Origin of the sequence: Williamsia sp. DF01-3 (assembly GCF_023051145.1) — a bacterium.
GTDB lineage: Bacteria > Actinomycetota > Actinomycetes > Mycobacteriales > Mycobacteriaceae > Williamsia.
The window spans coordinates 4,548,976-4,574,286 of sequence record NZ_JALKFS010000005.1 but is presented as its reverse complement, the minus strand read 5'-3'; the positions used below and the strand labels follow the sequence as shown (position 1 = coordinate 4,574,286).

The 25,311-nt window shown below is 64.6% G+C and carries 8 protein-coding genes; all 8 read left to right on the top strand.

Annotated elements, in window-relative coordinates:
- Positions 1-24 precede the first annotated feature (24 nt).
- On the top strand, positions 25-1,092 hold the full coding sequence (gmd, locus tag MVA47_RS23475) for a GDP-mannose 4,6-dehydratase (protein WP_247210078.1): 1,068 nt from the start codon (positions 25-27) through the stop codon (positions 1,090-1,092).
- On the top strand, positions 1,082-2,050 hold the full coding sequence (locus MVA47_RS23470) for a GDP-L-fucose synthase (protein ID WP_247210077.1): 969 nt from the start codon (positions 1,082-1,084) through the stop codon (positions 2,048-2,050). Before gmd ends, MVA47_RS23470 begins: the two co-directional genes overlap by 11 nt.
- Positions 2,051-2,270: 220 nt before the next feature.
- Positions 2,271-3,758: a polysaccharide biosynthesis tyrosine autokinase gene (locus MVA47_RS23465; protein ID WP_247210076.1), complete on the top strand. Its 1,488-nt coding sequence runs from the start codon at positions 2,271-2,273 to the stop codon at positions 3,756-3,758.
- A gap of 35 nt (positions 3,759-3,793) precedes the next feature.
- Positions 3,794-8,344, top strand: a complete 4,551-nt coding sequence (locus MVA47_RS23460; RefSeq protein ID WP_247210075.1) for a non-ribosomal peptide synthetase — start codon at positions 3,794-3,796, stop codon at positions 8,342-8,344.
- The gene (locus MVA47_RS23455; RefSeq protein ID WP_247210074.1) at positions 8,320-21,693 is read left to right on the top strand and encodes a non-ribosomal peptide synthetase; all 13,374 of its coding nucleotides are present in this window, start codon (positions 8,320-8,322) and stop codon (positions 21,691-21,693) included. The genes MVA47_RS23460 and MVA47_RS23455 overlap by 25 nt, the downstream gene beginning before the upstream one ends.
- Positions 21,690-23,480, top strand: a complete 1,791-nt coding sequence (locus MVA47_RS23450; RefSeq protein WP_247210073.1) for a DUF4012 domain-containing protein — start codon at positions 21,690-21,692, stop codon at positions 23,478-23,480. The genes MVA47_RS23455 and MVA47_RS23450 overlap by 4 nt, the downstream gene beginning before the upstream one ends.
- Positions 23,477-24,460, top strand: a complete 984-nt coding sequence (locus tag MVA47_RS23445) for an ATP-binding cassette domain-containing protein (RefSeq protein WP_247210072.1) — start codon at positions 23,477-23,479, stop codon at positions 24,458-24,460. The genes MVA47_RS23450 and MVA47_RS23445 overlap by 4 nt, the downstream gene beginning before the upstream one ends.
- Positions 24,457-25,281: an ABC transporter permease gene (locus tag MVA47_RS23440; RefSeq protein ID WP_247210071.1), complete on the top strand. Its 825-nt coding sequence runs from the start codon at positions 24,457-24,459 to the stop codon at positions 25,279-25,281. The genes MVA47_RS23445 and MVA47_RS23440 overlap by 4 nt, the downstream gene beginning before the upstream one ends.
- Positions 25,282-25,311 lie beyond the last annotated feature (30 nt).

Sequence of the window (25,311 nt, the reverse complement as noted above, 5' to 3'; positions counted from 1 at the left end):
TGAAGACTTTTGAAGGATGCTGCAATGAAGGGATCCGTTCTGATGGCTAGTGGTAAAAGAGCACTCATCACGGGGGTCACTGGTCAGGACGGGTCATACTTGGCTGAACTCCTACTTACGAAGGGCTACGAGGTACACGGTTTAATTCGCAGGTCGTCTTCGTTCAATACCTCGCGCATCGACCACCTGTACGTTGACCCGCATGAGCCTTCTGCGAGGCTGTTCTTGCACTACGGTGATCTGAGCGACGGCGCCAGGCTGGTGACTCTGTTGGCGCAAATCGAGCCAGACGAAGTTTACAATCTAGCCGCACAATCTCATGTTCGAGTCAGCTTCGATGAACCGGAGCACACGGGCGACACCACGGGGATTGGTTCCATCCGGTTGCTAGAAGCCGTTCGTCTAGCCGGGCTACAGTGCCGGTTCTACCAAGCATCGAGTTCGGAGATGTTTGGGGCATCGCCACCGCCCCAGGATGAAAATACGCTCTTCTATCCGAGGTCGCCGTACGGTGCTGCGAAGGTCTACTCGTACTGGGTGACACGCAATTATCGCGAGGCGTACGGGATCTTCGCCGTGAACGGAATCCTCTTCAATCACGAATCTCCCAGACGCGGTGAGACTTTCGTAACCAGAAAGATCACTCGGGCAGTCGCCCGAATCAAGGCCGGTAAGGAACGGTTCATCTACATGGGGAATCTGGATGCAGTCCGCGACTGGGGTTACGCCCCCGAATACGTCGAGGGTATGTGGCGGATGCTTCAGGCGGATGAGCCTGACGACTATGTTTTGGCCACTGGTGGCAACTACACCGTTCGCGACTTCTTGCAGACGGCGTTCGAGCACGCGGGCCTGGACTGGCAAGAGCACGTCCGATTCGATGAGCGATACCTTCGACCAACTGAAGTTGATGCTCTGATCGGCGACGCCAGTAAGGCCGAGGCGGAACTGGGTTGGAAGGCTACCGTGCACACCCCTGAGTTGGCTCGCATCATGGTTGACGCAGACATTCGTGCGTTCGAATGTGAAGGGCGGCCATGGATCGATACCCCGTCGGTGCCATCTTGGAAGGGTATTGACAATGAGCGGTAGCTTCAGGCCTGCGCCACTCGATCGCAACTCGAAAATCTACATCGCCGGCCATCGAGGTCTTGTGGGTTCTGCTCTGTGGCGTCATTTCACCAATAAGGGGTTCGTCAACCTGATTGGTCGCACCAGCGCTGAATTAGATCTCAAAGACCGCAGTGCGGTCACAGACTTCTTCGAGCAGGAGAGCCCGGACGTTGTGTTGCTTGCCGCCGCAAAGGTGGGTGGGATCTACGCGAACAGTACGTATCCGGTGGACTTCATCAGTGAGAACCTGCAGATTCAGGTGAACGTGCTCGATGCTGCTGTGATGCGTCGGGTAAACCGGTTATTGTTCTTGGGTTCAACCTGTATCTATCCGAAGTTCGCACCTCAGCCGATCAAAGAGGAAGCACTGCTCACGGGTCTTCTCGAACCGACCAATGATGCTTATGCGATTGCAAAGATTGCCGGCATCTTACAGGTGCAGGCAGTTCGCCGGCAATATGGTCTGCCGTGGATATCCGCGATGCCCACAAATCTCTACGGACCAGGTGACAACTTCTCAACAACGGGTTCCCACGTGTTGCCGGCGATGATTCGGAGATACGACGACGCGAAAAGACGCGGTGACCCTTTTGTCACGAACTGGGGCTCGGGCACTCCTCGACGAGAGTTCCTTCACGTCGATGACATGGCTTCAGCGTGTTTGCACCTTCTTGAGCGATACGACGGTCCGCAGCAAGTCAACGTCGGCACCGGAGAAGATCAGACCATTAGCGAGATCGCGTCAACTGTGGCGGAAGTCGTTGGTTATGAGGGTGAAACGCGCTGGGACACAGAGAAGCCGGACGGTACGCCCCGCAAACTGATCGATATCAGCACGCTACTCAGCAGCGGGTGGGCGCCCCAAATTTCACTCCGTGACGGACTGTCCGACACGGTCGCGTGGTACCGAAGCAACCTCGACTCGCTGCGCACCTAGTAGCAAAAAACAACAAGTTCAATCGGCAAGATATGAGCGTCTAGTGCATAATTTAAAACGAAAGCAACTTCGACACGAGCAATCGCATGCGTAGAACTCTGCTCGAGCGTGCGTGTCAGGTAGCGGGGTGTGTGTCGGCGCTAATAGCACTGTCTGGACTGACGCCCTGGCAGCAATCGACAAATCATGTCAGCGCGCGGAATTCTAGGAGACCTAGTCTATGAAAGAGACACCTCAACACCTGCCGGAACTGGGAAGGGACTCGCTGCGTTCAGCTGTGGGTGTGGTTAAACGCGGGTGGATAGTAATCTTGACGCTTGCCTTGCTCTGTGGCGCGGTGGCGCTGGTCTACAGCATGTTGCAGAAGCCCGTTTACAAGTCGACGGCGACGCTGTATGTCACTTCCGGCAATGAGGCGAGTGCCCAGACCGCCTACCAAGGCTCGTTGGCGTCTCAGCAGCGCGTGATGTCCTATGTGAAACTCGTTGACTCCGACGGCGTTGTGGCCCCTGTTATCGGGACCGGCGGAGTGCCGCTGTCACTTGGCGAAGCGAGGGCAGCTCTCAGCGCATCTACGACGCCTGAGACAGTCCTTCTCAACATTTCTGCCCAGAACACTGACAAATCGACTGCGGCCGACCTCGCGAATGCGGTGGCTGAGTCGATGACCACCTATGTTGAGCGGCTCGAAACACCCGCCGGCGGGCGGGTCCCGCTCGCAAAGCTGACGGTGATCACCCCCGCCTCCGAGAGCGATAGCCCGATCTCGCCGAAAACAGAACGGAACACCGCTCTAGGGCTCGTCATCGGGTTGCTCGCCGGCCTTGCGGTTGTGTTCGGGCGAGATCGTTACAACAACAAAGTGCGTAACGAGGAAGAGCTTGCAGAAGTGACGGACGCGCCAGTTCTCGCTGCTGTGCCCTCAGATGAATTGCTGAAGAAGCAAGGTCTGATCAACTTCGGCTCAGGTGCCACGCTTGCTGCTGAGGCCTATCGCAAGCTTCGGACCAATCTGTCGTTCACCAGTGTCGACAATCCGTCGAGGCGCATTGTCGTCACGAGCGCGCTGGCAGCGGAAGGGAAGACAACCACTGCGATGAACTTGGCCGCTGCCCTCGCCGAGACCGGTAAGCGTGTGGTTCTGGTCGACGCAGATCTTCGGCGTCCGCAGGTGTACCACCGCACAGGCGGCATGGGCGATATCGGCCTGACGAACTACCTCAAGGGCGACGGTTCCATGGCCGACTTGCTGCAGCCGAGTGAGGTTAGCGGACTGCAGATCCTCGCGAGTGGTCCTCAGCCTCCGAATCCAGCCGAGCTACTCGGTTCGAAAAAGGCCGGCCAGGGCATTGAGAACCTGTCGGCAATGTTCGACTACGTCATCATCGACTCGCCACCGCTTCTTCCCGTTACCGACGCAGCAGTGTTGGCTCAGTGGGCAGACGGCGTTGTCCTGGTTGCACGGGCGAACCAATCCCGTATCCCCGACGTCGCGGCTTGCATCGAACAGCTCGAAGCCGTGCAAGCCAAGCTGATCGGTGTCGTTCTCACCGATGTCCCGACTCGCGGTGGCGCGTACAAGTACGGCTACTACTACAGCTCCACCGACGTGATGAAGAAGCCCGGATTCTTCAGTCGATTCGGCAAGAAGGCTCCGAAGCATCAAGACATCGAGGCGGTTCTCGAGTCAGCGCCTTCACATAGGTGATTCGACGCCTCGATGACCGTGAGGAGGGGCCTTCTGTGGGGCAGGTGCTGCGGCAGCCACTGACGCGCGCACAGCGCGCCCTGTGGGCTGCGCAGCAGGCAACTCCTCTGTGTCCCATCAACATTGCGCTGTGTATCGAAATCACAGGCAACCTGGACGCCGAGCTGCTGCGGGCGGTCACGCTCGGAGTGGCACGGCAAACCGGGATAGCGTTCACCCACTTCGAACAGACCGAGCGTGGCATCGAGCAGGTCATCGACCGTGGCCTCAGCGACCACATCACGATGAAAGACCTGCGTACCGAACCCGATCCGGACGCGGCCGGCCACCAGTGGATGCGCGACGACTACACGCGCCCACTCGACGTCTTCCACGACAGACTGATGGCGTCGGCAATACTGCGCGTGGCAGACGACCGGTGGCTGTACTACATGCGCGGCCACCACCTGACGTTCGACGGGGCAGGCGCATTCCGTTCGCTGCAACTCATCGTCGCCGCCTACAACGAACGCTCGGAGGACGGTTCCCTCAACCTCCCACCGGAATCGGACCTGTCCGGGTTGGCGCAAACCGATGTCGACTATCGCGAATCGCCGCGGTTCGAGAAAGACCGGGCGTACTGGGCCGAGCAACTGGACGGCATCGGACCGCCGATCAGTCTTGCGCACCGCACCGGACAACCCGATCCATCACCACGTCGTCACTCCGCACTGCTTCCACCCGACACCGCGGCATTGCTCGCCCAGGCTGAGACGGAACTCCGCACAACGATGCCGGTCCTCATCGCCGTGGCGGTGTCTGGCTATCTCGCTGGGATCTCCGGGCAGGACGACGTAAGTCTCAGCCTGCCCGTTGCCGCGCGCACAACTGCGTTGCTGCGCAAGACCTTCAGCACGGTGTCCAACGTCGTCCCCGTTCGCACGGGTATCGGAAGCCGCACCACCATACGTGCGGCGATCACCTCCACCCAGGCAGCGATGATGGGTGCGTTGCGGCACCAACGCTTCCGGTTCGAGGACATGGCCCAGGCCATGCCACGCGACTCCGCAGTGCTGCCCAACCGGCAGTTCACCGGGCCGCTACTGAACCTCATGCTCACCGTCGACAAGATCAATTTCGGCGACGTGGCCGGATCCCTACACGTGTTGTCCACCAGCGCGGTCGATGACCTCGCCGTCAACCTCTACCGCACCGGAAATCCCTCAGCGCCCAGCGAACTGCGGTTCGACTTGGAGGCCAACCCGAATCGCTACTCCTCAGAAGAATTGGAAGGCCACCACCGTCGGCTGCTCCGATTCATCCGCGAGGTTGCGACTACCGCCATCGACGACCCCGCAAGATCTTTCGCGGACATCGCGCTGGAGTCAGATGACGATTTATCGCGCCTGACAATCACTTCGACGCCGGCGGTTGTCGGCCAGAAACTACCTGAACTGCTCGATGCTGCAGCGGCTCGGTACGGCGATCGCCCCGCGCTCCACGCGGGTTGGGCGCACTGGACCTACCGGGTGCTGGCCGAACGATCACGCAGGCTCGCAAACCGTCTGAAAGATGCTGGCGCCATCCCGGGTACAACCGTCGCGATCGCAACCGGCCGTGGACTCGACCAGGTGCTGGCCTTCTGGGCGGTGGCCCGCACCGGTGCCACTGTGCTGCAGATCGACCCGGCGCACCCGGCCTCCCGTATCGACAGGCAACTGGCTCAATCGAACCCGGTGAGAATCCTGACGTCGCGCGGGGGAGCCACACCGGGCGACACAGCCCAGTGGTGGGACCTGAGCGACGTCGACCTCACAGACACCCCAGACACTCCGATCGAGCTCGAGCGCCCATTGACGCTCGACGACATCGCCTACGTCGTCTACACATCTGGCTCCACCGGCGCACCGAAGGGCGTCGAGGTCACCCACCGGGGGCTCGCTGCTCTGATGGCGCATCAGCGAGCGCTCGGAATTGACGAGAACGCGCGGGTGTCCGGACTCGCTTCTCCGGCATTCGACGCGTCGATCTTCGAGATGCTGCTGGCCGCATCGGGTGGCGCCGCACTCTGTCCGGCACCGTCGAACGTGGTCGGTGGCCAGGAACTGGCCGAGTTCCTCACCGCCGCATCGATCACACATTCGGTGATCACGCCGAGCGTTCTTGCCACGGTCGACCCAGTGGGGCTCCCCGCCGACGTCTGCTCCACCCTCATGCTCGCCGGAGAGGCGTGCCCACCAGACCTCGTCCGACGGTGGTGGAGCGACCGGACGGTCCTGAACCTCTACGGTCCCGCAGAAGCAACCATCATGGCGACGGCGAGCGCACCATTGCGTCCCCTCGACGAACCGCCGGCAATCGGGACCGCGATCACCGACGCGACCTGCTACGTCCTCGACAACCAGCTGAGGCCCGTCCCGTCCGACGTGATCGGCGATCTCTACCTCGCAGGCCCGGGTCTCGCATCGGGGTACGCGGGCCAATCTGATGTCACCGCAACCGCTTTCGTCGCCAACCCCTGGGGAGTTGCCGGGCAGCGGATGTACCGCACCGGCGACCGCGTCCGACGGGACTCGACCTCAGGCCGGCTGCACTACGCGGGACGCAGCGACGACCAGGTGCAGATCCGGGGCGTCAGGATCGAACCGGGTGAAATCGCGATGGCTGCCGAGACGCATCCCGACGTGCACCAGGCGGTAGCCGTGGTCGTCGGTTCGGGTGACACCGAGGCGCTGGCGTTATACGTCTCCTCGCACCTAGACGATCGCCGTCTCGCCACCCGCATCCGCAAGCACCTGAGTAGGCGTCTGCCGACGTCGATGTGGCCGGCCCACGTTGTCGTGATGAGAGCGCTGCCGGTGACGCCCTCCGGCAAACTCGACCGAGAAGCGTTGCCCCACCCTTCGACTGCCAACCAGCGTCCCCACCGGGCTGCACAGACCCCGGCCGAGCAACTCGTTGCACAAGTGGTTTCGCAAACTGTCGGCATAGACGAACCGTCCATGTACGACGACCTGCTCGCACTGGGCGGCTCGTCGCTCGACGCCACCCGGATCTCGGCGCGCATCGGTGCGTCGACAGGAAACGCGATCGGCGTTCGCGAAGTTCTCGAGGCCGGCGACCTTGCCGAATTGGCGCTGTTGGTGGAGCAATTCACGAAGTCGGTTTCGCCCGCTGACGCACATCGACCACGTCCGCCACGGCCACCCGCATCGTCGGGACAGATTTCGATGGTCCTGGCTGACCGCCTCGACCCGGGTTCCACCGCGAACCACCTCGAAGCCGATGTCGAGTTGAAAGGGGCGCTGCATCGCGATGCGCTGATGGCTGCCATCGCAGACGTCATAGACCGTCACGAAGCGCTGCGCACCATCATCCGCCTCGAGCCCGACGGCACTGCCTGGCAGGACGTCGTCACCGTTCGAGAAGCTCTCGCCGACAACGGTTTCAAGACTGACGACGCCACGAGCGATGTGAGCGTCTCTGAGCAACTGATCGACACCACGTCACGGCCGCCGCTGCTGCTGGAGCTCTCTCGCATCAGCGCTGACCACCACCGTTTGACTGTCCGCTCCCACCACGCTGCGGTGGACGGGTGGTCACTGGGTGTCCTCGTCGATGATCTGGCAACGGCTTATCAATCGCGTGTCGACGGCCACGCTCCGTCGTGGGCACCGGTCACGCAGTACATCGATGCCACTGCCGCGGCCAGCGGTGACGAAACCAGGAGCGCGGCAGAGCAATTGGAACGGTGGAAACGCCGGCTGGGTGACCTACCGACTCGTCCTGAGTTGCCGATCGACCGGCCGGCCGTGCGGGATCGGCATGTTCCGGCACCTGCTGCGGTGGAGAGACGAACGCTCGGCACGCAGATCACCGCAGCGCTGCGCGATGCTGCCACCGAGCGGGGGATCAGCACCTTCGCCTGGCTCCACGCCACGCTTGCGGTGACGTTGGCGCGGTTCACCGGCTCCAACGACTTGGTGGTGGTGGTACCGCAGGCAGGTCGGAGTCGACCGGAACTCGACACCGCCGTCGGGATGTACGTGAACCCCGTGGCGATACGTTCCACCCTCGGCCCCACGACATCGTTCGAGCAGGTTCTGGAGCAGTCCGCCGACGGTTTGGCGTTCGCGCTCGGTAACGCCGACGTCCCGTTCGCCGATGTGGCCGCCGCGGTCGAACCGCAGCGCGACATCACCACGGCGCCGCTGTCCGACGTGTTGCTCACGTATCAAAACCAGCCGGTCGGCCGATGGGACGTCGACGGCCTCCAGATCGAGTTCCATCCTAAGGACCCCCGGCACGCCCGTATTCCGCTGCAGTGGATCGTGGACGACACCGCGGATGGCCTCCGGGTGGAGTTGACCTACCGCAGTGATCTTTTCAGTGGCGCCATCGCGGCGGCGATGTGCCACTCGTACGTCACCGCGCTTGCCCAATCACTCGCACGTCCCCAGTCGACCAGCGGGGAACTGGTTCCGGGGAGCATCACTCGCTCGAAGCGCCAATTCCTCGTAGCCACGCGTCGCTCGTCCAGCAGGTACGCGCCGCAGCGGATCGAGATCCGCTCGCTCCGGCATTGGTTTTCGGCGATCAGGTCGTGAACTACGACGAGTTGATCAGGCGTGCCGAGCAGCTGGCAGCCGGGCTCCGAACGGCCGGGGTCCGTCGCGGCGACCTGGTCGGCATCGCGCTACCGCGTCACCCAGATGCGCTCGTCGCCCAGCTGGCTGCCATGTTCGCCGGCGCTGCCTATGTGCCGATCGATCCGGAGTATCCGCAGCAGCGCATCGCGGCGATCATCGAGGACGCCAAACCGGCGACAGTGCTGGTTGATTCGCGAACCCGGTGCAGTGTTCCCGCCGACGCGAACATTTTCGACGTAGACCAAGACCGGGCAGCCGTTGACCACAACGTCGTTGCTCCCATAGTGGATGTCGCCGGCGACGACCTCGCCTACGTCATCTTCACCTCAGGATCCACCGGCCGTCCCAAAGGTGTGGCCGTCACCCACGCGAACGTGGCTGCCTTGCTCGACGCCGCCCGAACCAGCTACGACTTCGGCCCCGGCGACGTGTTCAGCTGTACGCACTCCACTGCGTTCGACGTCTCTGTATTCGAGATCTTCGCCGCATGGACAACCGGAGCCCGCGTTGTTCTGGCCGACCAGGAAACCGTGCGCGACCCCCAAGCGCTGTGGCCCTTCCTGCGCACACACGGGGTGACCATCCTGTCGCAGACGCCCTCGGCGTTCTATCCGCTTGCTGCAGTGGCAGTTCGAGACACCGACCCAGGTGCCCTTCGAGCTGTCGTCTTCGCCGGTGAGGCGTTGCACCCGTCCCGCCTGATGAGCTGGCACAGCGCATTCGGCCGCGACGTGCTGCTGTCCAACATGTACGGCATCACCGAGACCACGGTGCACCTGACAATCGGAGAGACCGACCCCACAGACCATCGATCATTGATTGGCGACCCGCTTCGTGGCACCACACTTCTGATTCTCGACCGCTGGCTGCAGCCGGTTCCGGTCGGAGTATGGGGCGAGTTGTACGCGTGCGGACCCCAGATCACTCGCGGTTACGTGGGGCGGCCCGGTTTGACTGCCGAACGGTTCGTCGCCTGCTCGGCACAGTCGGGTGGCGGAAGGATGTACCGCAGCGGTGACATCGTGCGACGCACCGTGGACGGCAAGCTCGAATACCGGGGTCGGTCGGATCGTCAGGTGCAGGTGCGTGGATTCCGCGTCGAGCCAGGCGATGTCGTCAACGCGCTCCAGACCTTGCCCGCCGTGGCCGAAGCGGAAGTGGTCATCCGCAACAGTGATACCGCGGTCGGCAGCGACATCGTCGGCTATGTTCGTCTTCGAACTGACCTCGCCGGCCAGGCGCCGAGCGAGAGTGAACTGCGTGACGCGGCGCTCACCGTCCTACCGGGATACCTCGTCCCATCGCGGATTGTCGTGGTGGACACCTGGCCGCTGAACGCCTCGGGGAAGAGGGATCTCCGCGCGCTGCCAACCCCCGATACGCGAGGTGCGGTCGCCGCCGAGGGCAATGCGGTGCTGCCTGTGGCAGAGGTGATCGCCGAGGTCCTGGGAGTGCCGCCGACCAGTCTGAGCCCGGAGGCCGGCCTCTTCGACGTCGGTGCGAACTCGTTGTCGGCCATGCATATCGCGCTCTTGCTGACCGAACGCACTGGCCGCGATGTCAGTGTGCGGATGGTGGCCGAGGCGCCGTCCATCGCAGACCTGCAAGTGTCCGTCGACGCAGCACGTCCGCGCGCTACACCCGCCGCCGAGGAGTCGCACGGGTCTGCCGCACCGCCCGCCACCGCTCAGCAGCGGGCGCTGTGGGCACTGAGCCGGATCGATGAAGGTAGCGCCGTCTACCACCTGCCCGCCGTCCTCGATCTGCCATCCGAGGCATCGCCGCGCACCGTCATCGACGCGTTGACCGATGTGGTTGCGCGACACGAAGTCCTGCGCACGGTGCTGGCCGACAACGATGGGTTCCCGCAGCCAGGTCTGGTGCCGCTCGATCAGGTTCGCACTCGACTTGCTGCCCTGGCTCACCCCCGCCCACTGCCAGAATCGCACGCGGCTGCCAACGTTCATGCCGAGGCGCTACGGCCGTTCGACCTCGCAACCGAATTGCCATGGCGCGCGGAACTGTTCGCGGCAGGCGGTGGCGGAAGTCTTCGGCTGTTGCTGGTCGCGCACCACGTGGCCGTCGACGGATGGTCGATGACCGTACTCGCCGAGGACTTCGCGACCGCTTTGCGGGCTCGCCTGGCAGGGGCTGCGCCGGAATGGCCGGCGCCGGCGGCCCAGTACCGTGATCACGCCTGGCGCATGGCCAAGGAGCTGGGTACGCCCCCACGCTCCACCGACCATCGGAGTCGGCATCTCGAGCATTGGTCGCACGTGCTCGACGGTGCCCCGATCCATCTGCAACTACCGTTCGAGTCGAAGACCGCAACCGTGCCTCCCGGTCCAGAACCCGCCGACTACCTGGACGTCCCGGTGCCGGCGGAGATTCGGGACGCGTTGCAGCGCATTGCTGCCGCGGAGAGTGCAAGCGTCTTCCACGTGTTGCACGCCGCCCTGGCCGCGACGATTGGTCTGTTCACCGGGACCGACGACATCGTGATCGGGACCCCCACGGCCGGGCGTACCCGGGAGATGATGACCGCGGTCGGCATGTTCGTCCAGACCGTGGTGCTACGTAGCCGAGTGGACCCGGGAATGACTGTCCGCGAGTCCATTTCACAGAGTCGCGAAGTGGTCACACAAGCTCTCGCGCACTCGGAGGTCTCGTTCGAAGAGGTCAAAGAACGCCTGGCGCCACCGCGAACCCTCGATTCGGACGCCTATCTCGACGTCATGGTCGCCTACCAGCCGGCGCCGGTCTCCGACAGCGACATCTCGTTGACGCCGATACGCGTCGGCCAGGCGCGAGTTCCACTCGAGTTCACCATCACCGACCACGGTGATGGCAACCCGATGCATCTCACGCTGAGTTACGGCCTGTGGCATGTGCGGCCCGCGATGGCAGCGCAGTTCGCTGACACTTTTCTCCAGACAGTGCAGGCCCTTTCCGAGACGGTGGAGCCGGGCGTCACCACGATGCATACGCTGACCCGCCCCACCGACCATCACATGCCCGTAGCATCACCGCGGCCATTGGTCGATGGTGCACACCAGTACGCCGATGTGGTGGAACGCATCATCGATCAAGCCCGCCAGGCGCCCGAATCGATTGCGCTGGTCGATGTCACAGGCAACCTCACCTATTCCGGTCTCATCACCCAGGCGGCTGCCATAGCGCATGAACTGAGGTCGCGTGGTGTGCAGCGCGGCGACCTCGTCGCCGTGATCGCCGACCGGCGGGCCGACACGGTGTCAGCCATGCTCGGCATCCTGATTGTCGGCGGGGGCTACGTACCCGTCGATCCGACGTACCCGGCCGAGCGGGTCAGGACCATCATCGCCGATGCCAGGCCGACAGCAATCATCGGTGCCGGCGGGGTACTGGATCAGGTCGACGCGGAGATGCCGGCCGTTCTCGACCTCGCAACGCTGGACTGGGCGGCACGTCGAAGCTTTGATGAGATAGACCGCGTCACAGCCACACCCGGTGATACCGCGTACGTGATCTACACATCTGGATCCACTGGGAAGCCCAAAGGCGTGATGGTCACCCGGTCGAACATGGCCACACTCCTGAGCACCGCCCAATCAGAGATCGGGGCGAGTGCCGACGACGTGTGGACCTGGTTCCACTCGGGCGCCTTCGACTTCTCTGTATGGGAGATCTTCGGTGCGTTGACTTCTGGCGGCAGACTGGTGGTGGTGGATCACGACACCGCTCGGGATCCCCATCACCTGGTGGGTCTGCTGGCACGCCACGAAGTCACCATCCTGAATCAGACACCGACGGCCTTCTCGCGACTCGTGCAGCTACCGGGCGACGACCTGCCTGAGTCATTGCGCCTGGTGTTGTTCGGTGGCGAAGCGCTTGACCCCAAGGCGTTGTCGCACTGGCATTCTCGGCATCCCGAGGTGCGCTTGGTCAACATGTACGGCATCACCGAGACCACGGTGCACCTGTCCGTCACGGACGTCGACACCTCCGATTCGCGCAGTCTCATCGGAGTGGCGCTGCCGAGCGCGGGCCTCGTGGTACTCGACCGATACCTCCGACCGCAGCCGATCGGTGCCACCGGAGAGCTGTATGCCACCGGGCCCCAGATCACCGCCGGCTACCTCGGCCGGCCAGACCTCACCGCCACCCGATTTGTTCCCTCACCGTGCGGGCCGCCCGGAAGCCGGATGTACCGAACCGGCGATCTGGCCCGGTGGGTCGACGGCGGTCGACTCGAATACCTCGGTCGCGGCGATCAGCAACTGAAGATTCGCGGGCACCGCATCGAACCGGGCGAGATCGCGGCAGTGCTGCGGGCCCAGCCCGGAGTCAGCGACGCCAAAGTGCTGCTGCGCGAGACCGATCGCCAGGGCGACGAGATGTTGATCGGATACGTCATCGCTGACGAGGCGATGCCGAGTCCGGACCCCACGTCGCTGCGGTCGGCCTGCGCCGCCGCCTTGCCGGCGCATCTGGTTCCCGCCCAAGTCCAGGTCGTCGCCGACTGGCCGCTCACATCCACCGGGAAACTCGACGCCGCAAGACTCCCGGCAATCTCCGCGCCGGTCGCATCACGGGCACTCGAGGGATCCGAGGTTGTGGTCGCCGCGGCAGTCGCCGATGTGCTCGGGTTGTCAGCCGACGAACTGGGCCCCGACACCAACTTCTTCGAACAGGGCGGCAATTCGCTGTCGGCGGCGCGACTCGCCTCGCACGTCGCAGCGCTCACAGGCGCTGACCTGGCCGTGCGATCGGTGTTCGATTGCCCCACCGTCGGATTGCTCGCGGAGTACATCGACAGCGGCGTCGACGTTTCCGGCCGCAACCGACTCCCGATGACCGCGCCGGCCGCGCATCCACGTCCATCACGACTGGAGCTCACGCCGCAGCAGCAGGCACTGTGGCTCCACTGGCAGGTGGACCCGGCACGTACCGATTACAACCTGAGCGCGCTCATCCCCGGCGGAGACATGCCCGTCAATGAGTTGTCCTCGCTCATGGAAACACTCGTTGACCGCCACGAGAGCTTGCGCACGAGCTTCCCCGCCGATGCCGGCGGCCCGTATCAAGAACTCCGGGACAGCGGCACGGTCGATATCGACGTGACCGGTCATGTGGTCGCCGATCCCGAATCTGCGCTCGAGATGCTCAACGGCCCGTTCGATCTGACCAGCGAACTCCCGTGGCGAGTAGCGTTGTTCGAATCGCCGACGCACGGTAGGCAACTCGCGGTGGTTGTCCACCACATCGCGGTGGACGGGGAGTCGGTCCGAGTCCTGCACAAGGAGCTCGCAGCGTTGACAGGCGGCGAGTCCCTACCCGATGGTGCGCTCGACTACGGGGACTACACGGCTTGGTCCTCCGACGTTCTGAGCCACAACGGCGAGATACTGCAACGGTTCTGGGAGCGCGTGTTCGCCGAACCAGTGGCCCGACCAGCACTACCCGGCCTGCGCCCGCCGGCCCACGAATCTCGACCGGGCCCGACGATCGAAGTCCAGCTCGACCCTGAGCAGCACCAGCGGCTTCGTGAGCAGGCGGCGGCACACAACACTTCGACGTTCATGACCGTGCATGCTGCATTGGCCGTCCTGCTGGCACGCCTGGGCGATGACCCCGATGTGATCATCGGAACCGTTGTCTCCGGACGGGACGCGACAGAGTTCGCGGATACCGTCGGGATGCTGGCTCGAACCGTGCTGCTGCGCAACAACATCGACATCAACAGGCCGTTCTCGGCGACCCTGCGCGAGGTCACACGGACAGATCTGGACAGCTTCGCGCACTCTGCATACCCCGCCGATCTGGTCGCCGGGCTCGCCGATCCAGATCATCGACGGGGCTCGCGACCGGTGGTCGACGTCTTCCTCGCCGACCTGGGTAGCGCGGTCACCGACGGGGCACTCACGGACGGGCCCCACCGAGACCCCGGCGGAGACCGCGCCCTGCAACTGCCGTCGCGGTTCGGCCTCGACCTGATGATGGAGGAACGTGGCGGTGCCCTCGTCGTGCGGCTCGCCTTCGACTCAGCGCGCATCGACCAGCCCGACGCCAAATTGTTCCTCACCCGACTGATCGCCTTGCTGCAAGACGTGGTCACCGACCCGGCGCGACCGCCTGCAGACCACCTAGGCGCAGCGCCCGGCGATCTCGATGTTGTACCCGCCTTCGACGTGTGGGAACCATTGCCGGATCTGCTACGCCGAGGGACGGTCTCGAGCCCGGCGGCGGTGGCGGTCGAGGACGGCCCGTGGATGCTGACCTACCGCGATCTCGACGTGGTGAGCACCCAGGTCGCACGAACGCTGATCGGCAGAGGCATCGGTCCGGGAGACGTGGTGGCGATCTGCGCGCACAGATCCGCGTGGTCGATCATCGCGACGTGGGCAACAGCCAAGACCGGCGCCGCGTTTGTCACCCTCGGTGTCGATGACCCGGATACCCGTCGGCGTCGCATGGTGGACCAATCCGGAGCAGTGGCAGGTCTCTACGCACCCGGCGATGGTCCCGACGTCCCCGGGGTCGACTGGCTGTCACTCGCCGACATCATCGCGGGCACGCCTGCCGATCATGCCCGCTTCACATCTGGCTTTGCCGCCGATGAGCGGACTCGACCCATCCGCCCGGATGATGTTGCGTACGTGATCTTCACGTCGGGATCAACCGGCGAACCCAAGGGCGTCAGCGTCACCCAGCAGGGGATCGCTCCGCTGGTGAACGCAGTGATCGAGCACGTGGGTCTGACCGCGACCGGCCGAGTGCTGCACAACTACTCCACGTCGTTTGATGCCCACCTCGTCGAGTTGCTGCCTGCGTTCACAGTGGGCGCCACGGTGGTCGTGTGCCCACCGACCGTGATCGGCGGACGGGAACTGACGGCGTTGCTCAACGACGCCGCGATCACCCACTTCTTCTCCACACCCGCCGTGATGGCAACGGTCGAACCTGCGATGGTCGACACGGTGCAGGTGGTTGCCACCGGCGGGGAATCGCTGCCGAATGCAATTGCGCAGCAGTGGGTGTCAGGGCGCAGAGTTGTCAACTTCTACGGTCCCACCGAGGCCACCATCGTGGCGACGGCGAATCCGGCAGTGGAACCGCGGGGACCGATTCCCATCGGCAGAGCCACGGGGCCGGCAGCCACCTACGTACTCGACCGCAGACTTCGTCCGGTGCCGCAGGGCGTGATCGGCGAGTTGTACCTGGCCGGAACCGGGTTGGCCCGCGGTTACACCCGAGCCGCCGGAATGACCGCGGGACGCTTCGTGGCAGACCCGTTCGGAGACCCCGGTACGCGCATGTATCGTACCGGTGACCTGGTGCACCGCACGGCATCCGGTGATCTGGTGGTCCACGGTCGCGCCGATGAGCAAATCAAGGTGCGTGGCATCCGGCTCGAACCGGCCGAGATCGACGCGGCACTGACGTCGCTGCGGGGTGTCGAGCGGGCTGCGACCGGTGTGTACCACCAAGGGCCAGAACCTGTTCTGGCGTCCTGGATCATCGCCGACCCCGATCAGCCATGCGATCCGGACCGAGTTCGAGATCAGCTGCGGAGCATTCTGCCGCCGACCCACATACCCACCCACATCACCGTTGTCGACCATTTCCCGGTGACTCCGAGTGGGAAACTGGACCGGCGGTCACTTCCCGCGCCGGCGCCGACACACCACCAGACCGAAGCTCCACGCACCGACACCGAGATCGCGGTGGCGGAGGGCTGGGCAACCGTCCTCGGACTGCCTCTGGAAAGAGTCGGTCGACACAGCGAGTTCTTCGACAGCGGAGGCACGTCCCTGTCCGCCAGCCGAATTGTCGGCCGGTTACGGCACCAGACCCATCGCGACGTCACCGTCCGCCACATACTCGACGCACGCACGTTGGCCGCCCTCGCGGCCGTCATCGATGGACTGCCTTCCTCCGTGCTGGGTGACGTGGCGCCGCGATCCTTGCCGGTACCGGCCGAGCTGGAGTTGGCGTATCCGCAGCAGCGGTTGTGGGTTCTCAACCGGATCGATCCGCTGTCGACGGCGTATCTGGTGCCCTTGGTATTGAGACTGGGTGGAGAAGTCGACGTCGATCGACTGTCAGATGCCATCGTCGAGGTGCAACGCCGACACGCCACCCTCCGCACGGTGTACCCGCAGACGCCGCGTGGACCACGGCAACAGATCGGTGGACTCGACTCGGCGAAGGCCCCCGCCGTCACCCGGGTGGATCACAACGACGTCAGCAGCCCGATCGCTGAACTGCTCACCGCCCCGTTTGATCTGAGCTCCGAACCCGGCTTCCGCAGCGCGGTGGTGGTCACCGGATCCGACACCTGGCTGGTGCTGGCGATGCATCACGTGGCCACCGATGGGTGGTCGATGCGGACCATCCTCGCCGATCTGGTCGGTGCCTATGCCGGAAGCCGCGCTCCGGCAGCAGAACTGACGTACTCCGACTTCACCCAGTGGCAGGCCCAGCGCCTAGGAGACCCGTCTGACCCCGGCAGCCGATACGCCCAGCAGCTCGCTTTCTGGCGGCAAACCCTCGCGGGTGTCGATGCGCCTTACCGCGTTCCAGGTCTCGTCGACAACGCGTCGGCCATCGGCGGCGCCGTCCACGCCACGCTCGGGCCTGATGCGCTCGAAGCGCTGAACGACCTCGGGCATGCCGAGTCCGCCACGCTCTTCCACCTCGCGCACGTCGCCTTGACCGCTGTACTGGCGCAGCACGGATTCACCCGCGACCTCGTCATCGGCACACCTGTACTGGGCCGAGACGACCCGGCCTGGGAGCGGGTGGTGGGAATGTTCGTGAACACCATCGCGCTTCGCACGCCGGTCGACGTGAGCCGCCCGATCCGGGCCGAGTTGCGAACCGTGCGCGACGCAGACCTGGCCGCCCAATCGAATGCCGATGTGCCGTACGACGCCGTGGTTCGGGCGGTGACTTCGGTGCGCGACGCCGGCAGTCGGGACGCCGGCAGGGATCCACTCATCTCGGTACTCCTCGTGCACCAGGAGGCTCTCGGTGAGGTGTCGTCCGACCACGTCGACCTGCCGGGCGTCGACATCGAGATCGTCTCGGACGCATCCGAATACGTCGCGGCGAAGTTCGACCTCGAGATGGTGCTCGCGTCGGCACCCGACGGCGGGCTCGCGCTGACGTTGGTGCACGGTGCCGCCGTTCCCGAACGCGTCGCTGAGGCACTGCTTGAGGACTATTTGGAACTGTTGCACGCCATGGTCTCGGCTCCGGACCGCCCGTTCCCGTCACTGAGTCGCCGCTTCGAACCCGCTGCGGCAGGTATGGCAGCGTTGACCTCCGAGCCGACGCTACTTCCGCCCACCTTCATCGAACAACCGTCGGAGCTCGAACCCGTCGTGGCTGCAGCCTTTTCCGAAGTCCTGGGCCTCGGCATCCACGAAGTGGGCCGCGACAACAGCTTCTTCGACCTCGGCGGCAGTTCACTGTCGGCCACTCAGGTGGTGGCCACCATCGCCGACGAGACCGGGACGGCGGTTCCGGTGCGGCACCTGTTCACCGCCCCGTCGGTGGCCGCGCTGGCCGCGCTGCTCAGTAGCTCCGGCGAACGTGCCGCCGCAGCACTGCCTCCATTGACGGGACCGGGTGCACCGCCAGATCTCGGGCCGGTGCCGTTGTCGCCGACGCAGCAGCGACTGTGGCTGGTACAGCGCATGATTCCCGAGCGGCCGCTGTATGCCGTCCCCGTTGTCGTCGCGGTCCCCGCAGGAGCGACCCACGACGATGTGGTCGACGCCTGGCAGCAGGTTGTCGGTCGGCATGCGCCCCTGCGAACGATCTATCCCGACAACGGCGGCGCCCCCGAACAGCGTGTTATTGATCAACCGGCCGATGTCGTCGATCTGGGGGAGCGCGACCTCGCGGAAGTCATCGGGGACCTTCTCGCCGAGCCCTTTGACCTCGAACGGGCCGTCCCGGTTCGTAGCGCAGTCGTAGGAACCAACGGGCACCGGTTCGCGGTGGTGGTTGCCCACCACATCGCGATGGACGGGCAGTCGGTACCCGTGCTGCGCCGCGATCTCGAAAGTGCGCTGGCCGGTAGCGAATTGCCGCCGCTACCGGTGTCATACCCCCAGGTGGCGCGCTGGCAGCACGTGGCGAACAACCTCATGCGCAGCGAGATGCTCGACTTCTGGGCCCAAGCGCTGCGCGGGTACCCGGGAGTCCTCGAACTCCCCGACTGCGGACCGCGCGACGCGCAGCGATCGCTGAGTACGTCGACCGTGGCAGTCCCGGTGCCGACGAGCACCGTGGATGCGGTGAGCCGCACGGCACAACGACTCGGTGTCAGTGACTTCCACGTGTATCACGCTGCTCTCGCGCTGACGTTGTCGATCGCGTGCGGCACCGACGATGTCGCCGTGGGCACCCCGGTGTCGCTCCGGCGCCACGCCGAGACGACCGACATGGTGGGAATGTTTGTGTCCACCGTCGCCTTGCGAACCGTGCTGCGGCCGGGGCTGACCACCGATGACCTCATCCATCTGGTCCGCGACACCGACCTGGCCGCCATGGACAACGCGCTGCTCCCGTTCGATGAGGTGGTGGCCCAACAGGATCCGATCCGTGAGATGGGCCGGCACCCCGTCGTGCAGGTGACCCTCTCGGTGAACGACGAGCCGGGCGGGCACGTGGCCGACGAACTGAGCCCCGACTCGGAGTTCGACCTGCAGCTCACGGTCGGGCGGGGAACAGCGCTGTTCACCCACGCCAACTCGCTGTACGACAAGCGCGCCATCGAAACCCTCGCCTTGCGTTGGCAGCTCGCCTTGAGGCTCGTGGTTTCCGAGCACTCGGTCTCGCTGGAGACGGCCGACCTGCGCACCGAGGAAGAGCGATCGGAGAGGTCATCGCTCACCTCGGTCGGGGCGCCGATGACCCTCACGCAGATGCTCGAGCGGTCGGTTCGGGAACGCCCGGTTGCGGTCGCCGTGGACGACGGCGAAACCGCGCTGACGTACACACAATTGGATCAATGGTCGTCGGTGCTGGCATCCGAACTCGTCTCGGCAGGAGTCCGACCGGGTGATCGGGTGGCAATGATGTTGCCCCGCAGTCTGGAATCGGTCGCCGTGTTCTGGGCCATCGCCCGTATCGCCGCCGTGTACGTACCCATCGACCCCCGGTACCCGGCCGAACGGATCGATCGGATGATCGCGACAAGTGGGGCGCAGGTCGCCGTTGCCCAGCCGTCGGCGCGACGCCACTGTCCTGTGCAGCTGTCGGTACCCGAGCCACCGACCACTGAACCAGAACTCGGCCGGCCGACACGGGGGTGGATTCACGCGGCGCCCGAGGCTGCTGCCTATCTACTGTTCACGTCGGGCACCACAGGGCTTCCCAACGGAGTTGTCGTCTCACACCTGGGCCTGCGGAACCTGTTGGAACCCAGGGTCTTCGTCTCCCAGCCCGGTGCGCGCGTGGCGCACGTCGCCAGCCCGAGCTTCGACGCGTCCATTCTGGAAATGGTGTGGGCGTTCGGATCGGGAAACACACTGGCAGTTGTACCCGCTGACGACGTCACCGGCCGGACACTCACCGACCACCTCCGGACGCTCGCAGTGACCCAAACCTTCCTCACCCCATCGGTTCTCTCGACCGTCGACGAGTCCGCGTTGCCTGATCTGCGCACGGTGTTCGTGGGCGGGGAGACGTGCCCGCCCGAACTCGTCCGCCGCTGGAGTCGCGGCCGGATGATGGTGAACCTCTACGGTCCCACCGAGACAACGGTTTTGGGTACGTCACATTCACCGATGCGTCCGGAAAGTGCGGCCACCATCGGTGCCGCGGTACCGGGGTTGCAGGCCAAGGTGCTTGACGGTCACCTGCGACCGACACCCGACGGGGCAGTCGGCGAGCTGTACTTCACCGGCCCGGCCCTGGCAATGGGCTACCAGGGCAACACGCCCTTGACGGCATGCCGTTTCGTGGCAACAGCCGACGGTGGGCGGATGTACCGCACCGGCGACCTCGTCCGCCGCCATCAGAGTGGTGACCTTGAGTATCTGGGCCGTGCTGACCGACAGGTCAAGATACGTGGTCAGCGGATCGAGCCGGCCGAAGTGGATGCAGCATTGACCGCGGCCGGAGTGCGTACGGCGATGACGTTACTGCGGAACGGCCCGACAGGTCCGGTGCTGGTGTCGTACGTGGTGGGCAGCCCGGAGGATGCGTCGTCGACATCCGGCCTCCTCGATCTCCTGGTGGAGCGTCTGCCACACCATCTGGTCCCAGCCGCCATCGTTCCCGTCGCCGAATTGCCCCGCACCCCTGTCGGGAAGCTGGACACCGCCGCGTTGCCGGAGCCGACCTGGACGGTGTCGGGTGGTGCGCCGCGTACGCTCACCGAAACCGCGGTGGTCGAGGTGTTCCGCGAAGTACTGGGCAACAACGACATCGGGATATACGACGACTTCTTCACGGTGGGAGGCAACTCGCTGCTGCTCACCGCCGCTGCCGCCGCACTGACCCGACGACTCGAGCGTCCCGTCCCTGTCGCAGTTCTGTTTGCACACACCACGCCGGTGGCACTCGCCGGCGCCCTCGACAAATACGAGGATCTCGCCGCAGAACTCGGGTCGGTGGTGCAGTTGTCTCCCGCACACCGGGCGGGCACCCCGCTGTGGTGTATCCATCCTGTCAGCGGGCTGGTGAACGACTACCGTCCACTCGGTCGTGACCTGGCCACTCCTGTGTTCGGACTGCAGATGCCCGGTTTGGACGACGTCTCCGCGCCGCATCTCACCACCATCGAAGCGATCGCGGCTGCTCATGTGGACACCCTCAAACGTAGGCAGCCCAACGGACCCTACCGACTCCTCGGCTGGTCACTCGGAGCCGTTCTCGCACACGAGATGACCAAACAACTCACCGCGGCAGGTGATTCGGTGGATCTACTAGTACTGCTCGATCCGCGCATGGAGCCCGATATGCAGCCCGCGGCGGGAATGGACGAGACCCTGGAGCGGTCGTTGCGGGCCATCGACGCAGCCCGATTCGAGCAGTACCGGATCCGGTGCGAGGAGGCGATTGCCGCAGCGGCCGCCTACGAACCGGATGTCGCGGCGCCGCGGTCGACGATCATCGTTGCAGCGCAGGACAATCCGCATCCCGATCACTGGCGGTCGTTGATCGACGGGCGGGTGACCGTGGAGAACATCGCGGTCGCCCACCACGCAATGGGCACCGAAGACGCCATGTCCGTCGTCGCACAACTGACGAACGCAGCAATCAGCGACCTCGACGACAACCACGAGAACATCAGGAGCACACCTTGACCCACGCGGTGACCGACCAGCCCGAACCGAGACGCCGGCCGCGCCGGCTGCGGTGGTGGATCCTGGCGGTGCTGGGCGTGCTGGTGGTGCTCGTCGTGGTGGGCCTGTATCTCGCGTACCTGGCGTTCAGTGCCAAGGGCTCGCTCGAATCAGCTCGTGGTCACGCGTCGTCGGCGCAGCGGGCGTTCCTCGCCGGTGACACCGACAAGGCGGTTCGCGAGGCCAATGCCGCAGTGGTCCAGGCCGAGGCCGCCAACGGGGACACCCACAACCCGGTCTGGTCTGCGGTCGCGGTGCTGCCGTGGCTGGGTGATCCGTTGCAGTCGGTACGAGACCTGACCGAGTCCGTCGAGGGCCTGTCCACGGACGTTCTGGTGCCCACGGCCGAACTGGCCGATGTCATCAACCCGAACAGTCTGCGCACCGAAGACAACACCATCAACACCGTCGCCCTCGCCCAGGCACAGCCCGAACTCGGCAAAATCGCTACGCGGGCCGAGGAACTCGAGGCGGACGTCGCCGCAACCGACGGCAGCTGGCTCGGCGTCGTCTCCGATGCGCAAGCCGAACTCCACGATCAGCTCACCGAATCGGCTCGCTTCATTCGCGGCACCGACACCGCGGCACAGCTGTTGCCACCCATGCTCGGCGCGGGCGGCGAACGCAACTACTTCTTCGGTTTCCAGACACCGGCGGAGTCGCGGGCGACGGGCGGACTTCTCGGTGCGTACGGAGTGGTGAGCGCCGAGAACGGCCGGGTGAACGTGGACAATCTGGGCGCCAACAACACCATTCGGCCGCCGGCAGACCCCGTCGATCTCGGCGAGGAGTTCGACTTCAACTACGGCTACAACCGCCCCTACACTGACGTCCGCAACAGCAACATCAGTGCGCATTTCCCGTATGCGGCTCAGATCTGGATGTCGATGTGGGAGCAGCAGTCCGGGACCCGACTCGACGGGGCGGTCGCAATGGATCCGGTTGCGTTGAGCTACCTGCTCAAGGCCACCGGTCCGGTCAAGCTGGCCAGCGGTGAAACCATCACCGGCGACAACGTCACCGAGATCACGTTGTCCACGTCGTACAAGCAATTCGGTGGCGACAACCCTGCGCGCAAGGCCTACCTGCAAGAGATTGCCCGCAAGGCCGTGTCATCGCTGACAGCGCTGCGCGGTAACACCGGAAAGGTGCTCGAGGCGCTGGGTCGTGGGGTGCACGAACGACGGATCATGGTGTACAGCGCCGATGAAGGCGAACAGAAGCTCCTGGCCGCAGCAGGGTTGACGCATGAAGTCGCTGAAACCGATGCGCCCTATGCCGAAGTGGTGGTCGGCAACCTCGCGGGCAACAAGATCGACTACTTCCTGAAGCGGTCGATCACCTATCGCGCGGACAAGTGTGACGGGGATCGGCGCAAAGCAGTGGTGGAGGTCGAACTGACCAACACCGTCGAGGACATGAGTCTGCCTCCCTACGTGATCGGCAGTCTCGGCAACCCACAGCTGCAGCTGCCCAACGGAACGAACTTCGCGTCGGTCACCCTTTATGCCACGTCCGGCGCGAACCTCGAATCTGTGACGGTGGACGGAGATCCGATGCTGTACTCGTCGGGAACCGAGCGGGGCCACCCCTTTGTCACGGGCCAGGTGAAGATCCCCGCCGGCAATACGGTGGTCCTCAAGTACGAGCTCGACGAGCCTGCCTCGTCGGGTACACCGCAGGTACCGGTACAGCCGCTCGTCGACGAGCCCCAGATCACGGTCGACGTACCGGCGTGCAAGGAGTGAAAGACAACAACCTCGCCGCTTCGCCCGATCGATCAGGTCCGCACGGCGACAACGCGATCGAGATCCGCGATCTGCAGATGCGTTACCGGGGTGTGCATGCGCTGAAGTCGATCGACCTCGACGTTCCCGCAGGGACCGTGATGGGTGTTCTCGGACCCAACGGTGCCGGTAAGACAACCACCGTCCGCATCATCGGAACACTGCTGCGTCCGACGGCAGGCAGCGTGCGCATCAACGGGATCGACGCGCTGACGAATCCACACGAGGTACGGAGTCTGATCGGGCTCTCGGGACAGTTCGCCGCAGTCGACGACAACCTCACGGGCATCGAGAATCTGACGATGGTGGCCCGCCTGTCCGGGCTGGGCCGACGGGCATCGAAGGCCAGAACCCACGAGTTGCTCGAGCAGTTCGGAATCGCCGAGGCCGGAAAACGTCGAGTGGGAACGTATTCCGGTGGGATGCGTCGACGAATCGACCTGGCAGGCGCCATCATCATCCGACCGCCTGTGTTGTTGCTGGACGAGCCGACAGCGAGCCTGGATCCGATCAGCCGTGCCGAATTGTGGTCGGAGGTGCGGACTCTGGTCAGTGAGGGGACAACGGTGCTCCTGACCACCCAGTACCTCGAGGAGGCCGACCAACTCGCCGACGCGGTCACCGTGATCGTCGGTGGGGAAGTGGTCGCCCGCGGCACCCCCGGAGAACTCAAGGCAACCGTGGGAACGGCGCAGGTCCGACTGCAGTTGGCCGATCCCGCTGATGCCGTCCGGGCGGTCGGCATCGTCGCCCAGCTCCCGGGTATGTCCGAGGTCGGTGCCGATGGGCCCGCCGTGACGTTCTCCACGGTGGAACCCAGCAGGCACCTGGCACGTGCGGTGGCGGACCTCGCTCAGGCCGGCGTCGAGATCGTCGACGCGACAACAAGCGCACCGACCCTCGACGATGTCTTCCTCGCTCTGGCGCGGAGCTCGAAGTGAGCCGTCCCGTCACCGCACCTCGCGGTCGCACCATCGCCACATTCTTGGTGGATTGCGAGGTACTCGCAATCCGCAACCTGCGCACCATCTCGCGCAACTGGCAGATGCTGCTGGGTGTTGTCCTGCAGCCGCTGATGTTTGTCCTGCTGTTCTCGTACGTGTTCGGTGAGGCCCTCGGCGGTGACCGTTATCGCGAGTTCCTCATCGGCGGGATCATGACGCAGACGGTTGCTTTCAATGCCGGCTTCACCGCGCTCGGACTGGCCACCGACATCAAGACCGGGATGATCGACCGATTCCGGGCATTGCCGATGTCACGCGTGGCCATTGTGGTCGGCCGCACGGTCTCCGACCTCACGGTCAACATCGTCGGGCTCATCGTCATGTCGCTGGCAGGACTGGCCATCGGATGGCGAATCGACACCGGTTTTCTCGATGCCCTCGCCGGCTACGCGATCGCGCTGCTGTTCGGATTCGCCATGTCCTGGATGGGGGCGGTGGGCGGTTTGGTCGCCGGGTCGGCAGAAGCCGCGCAGAGTCTGCTGCTCACCATCCTGTTCCCGCTGACGTTCATCTCGTCGGCGTTCATCCCATCGACCACACTGCCCGGGCCTTTGCGGATGATCGCCAACTGGAATCCTGTGACGTCGGTGGCGGGAAGTCTGCGCGAGTGCTTCGGCAATCCGGTGTCGGTCAATCCGCTGTTGCCCGAGCCGGTGACCTGGGCGTCCGAGAATCCGCAGTGGTATTCGATCCTCGCTTCCGCGGTGATCTTGCTGATCGCCGTCCCACTCGCCGCTACCGTATTGAGACGTGTCTGAGCCGCAAGGTTGACCATTATTTACGCGTTT

Bases quoted from the DNA above. Each gene is read 5' to 3' on its own strand.
- gmd (WP_247210078.1), top strand. From the start codon at position 25: ATGAAGGGATCCGTTCTGATGGCTAGTGGTAAAAGAGCACTCATCACG.
- MVA47_RS23470 (WP_247210077.1), top strand. From the start codon at position 1,082: ATGAGCGGTAGCTTCAGGCCTGCGCCACTCGATCGCAACTCGAAAATC.
- MVA47_RS23465 (WP_247210076.1), top strand. From the start codon at position 2,271: ATGAAAGAGACACCTCAACACCTGCCGGAACTGGGAAGGGACTCGCTG.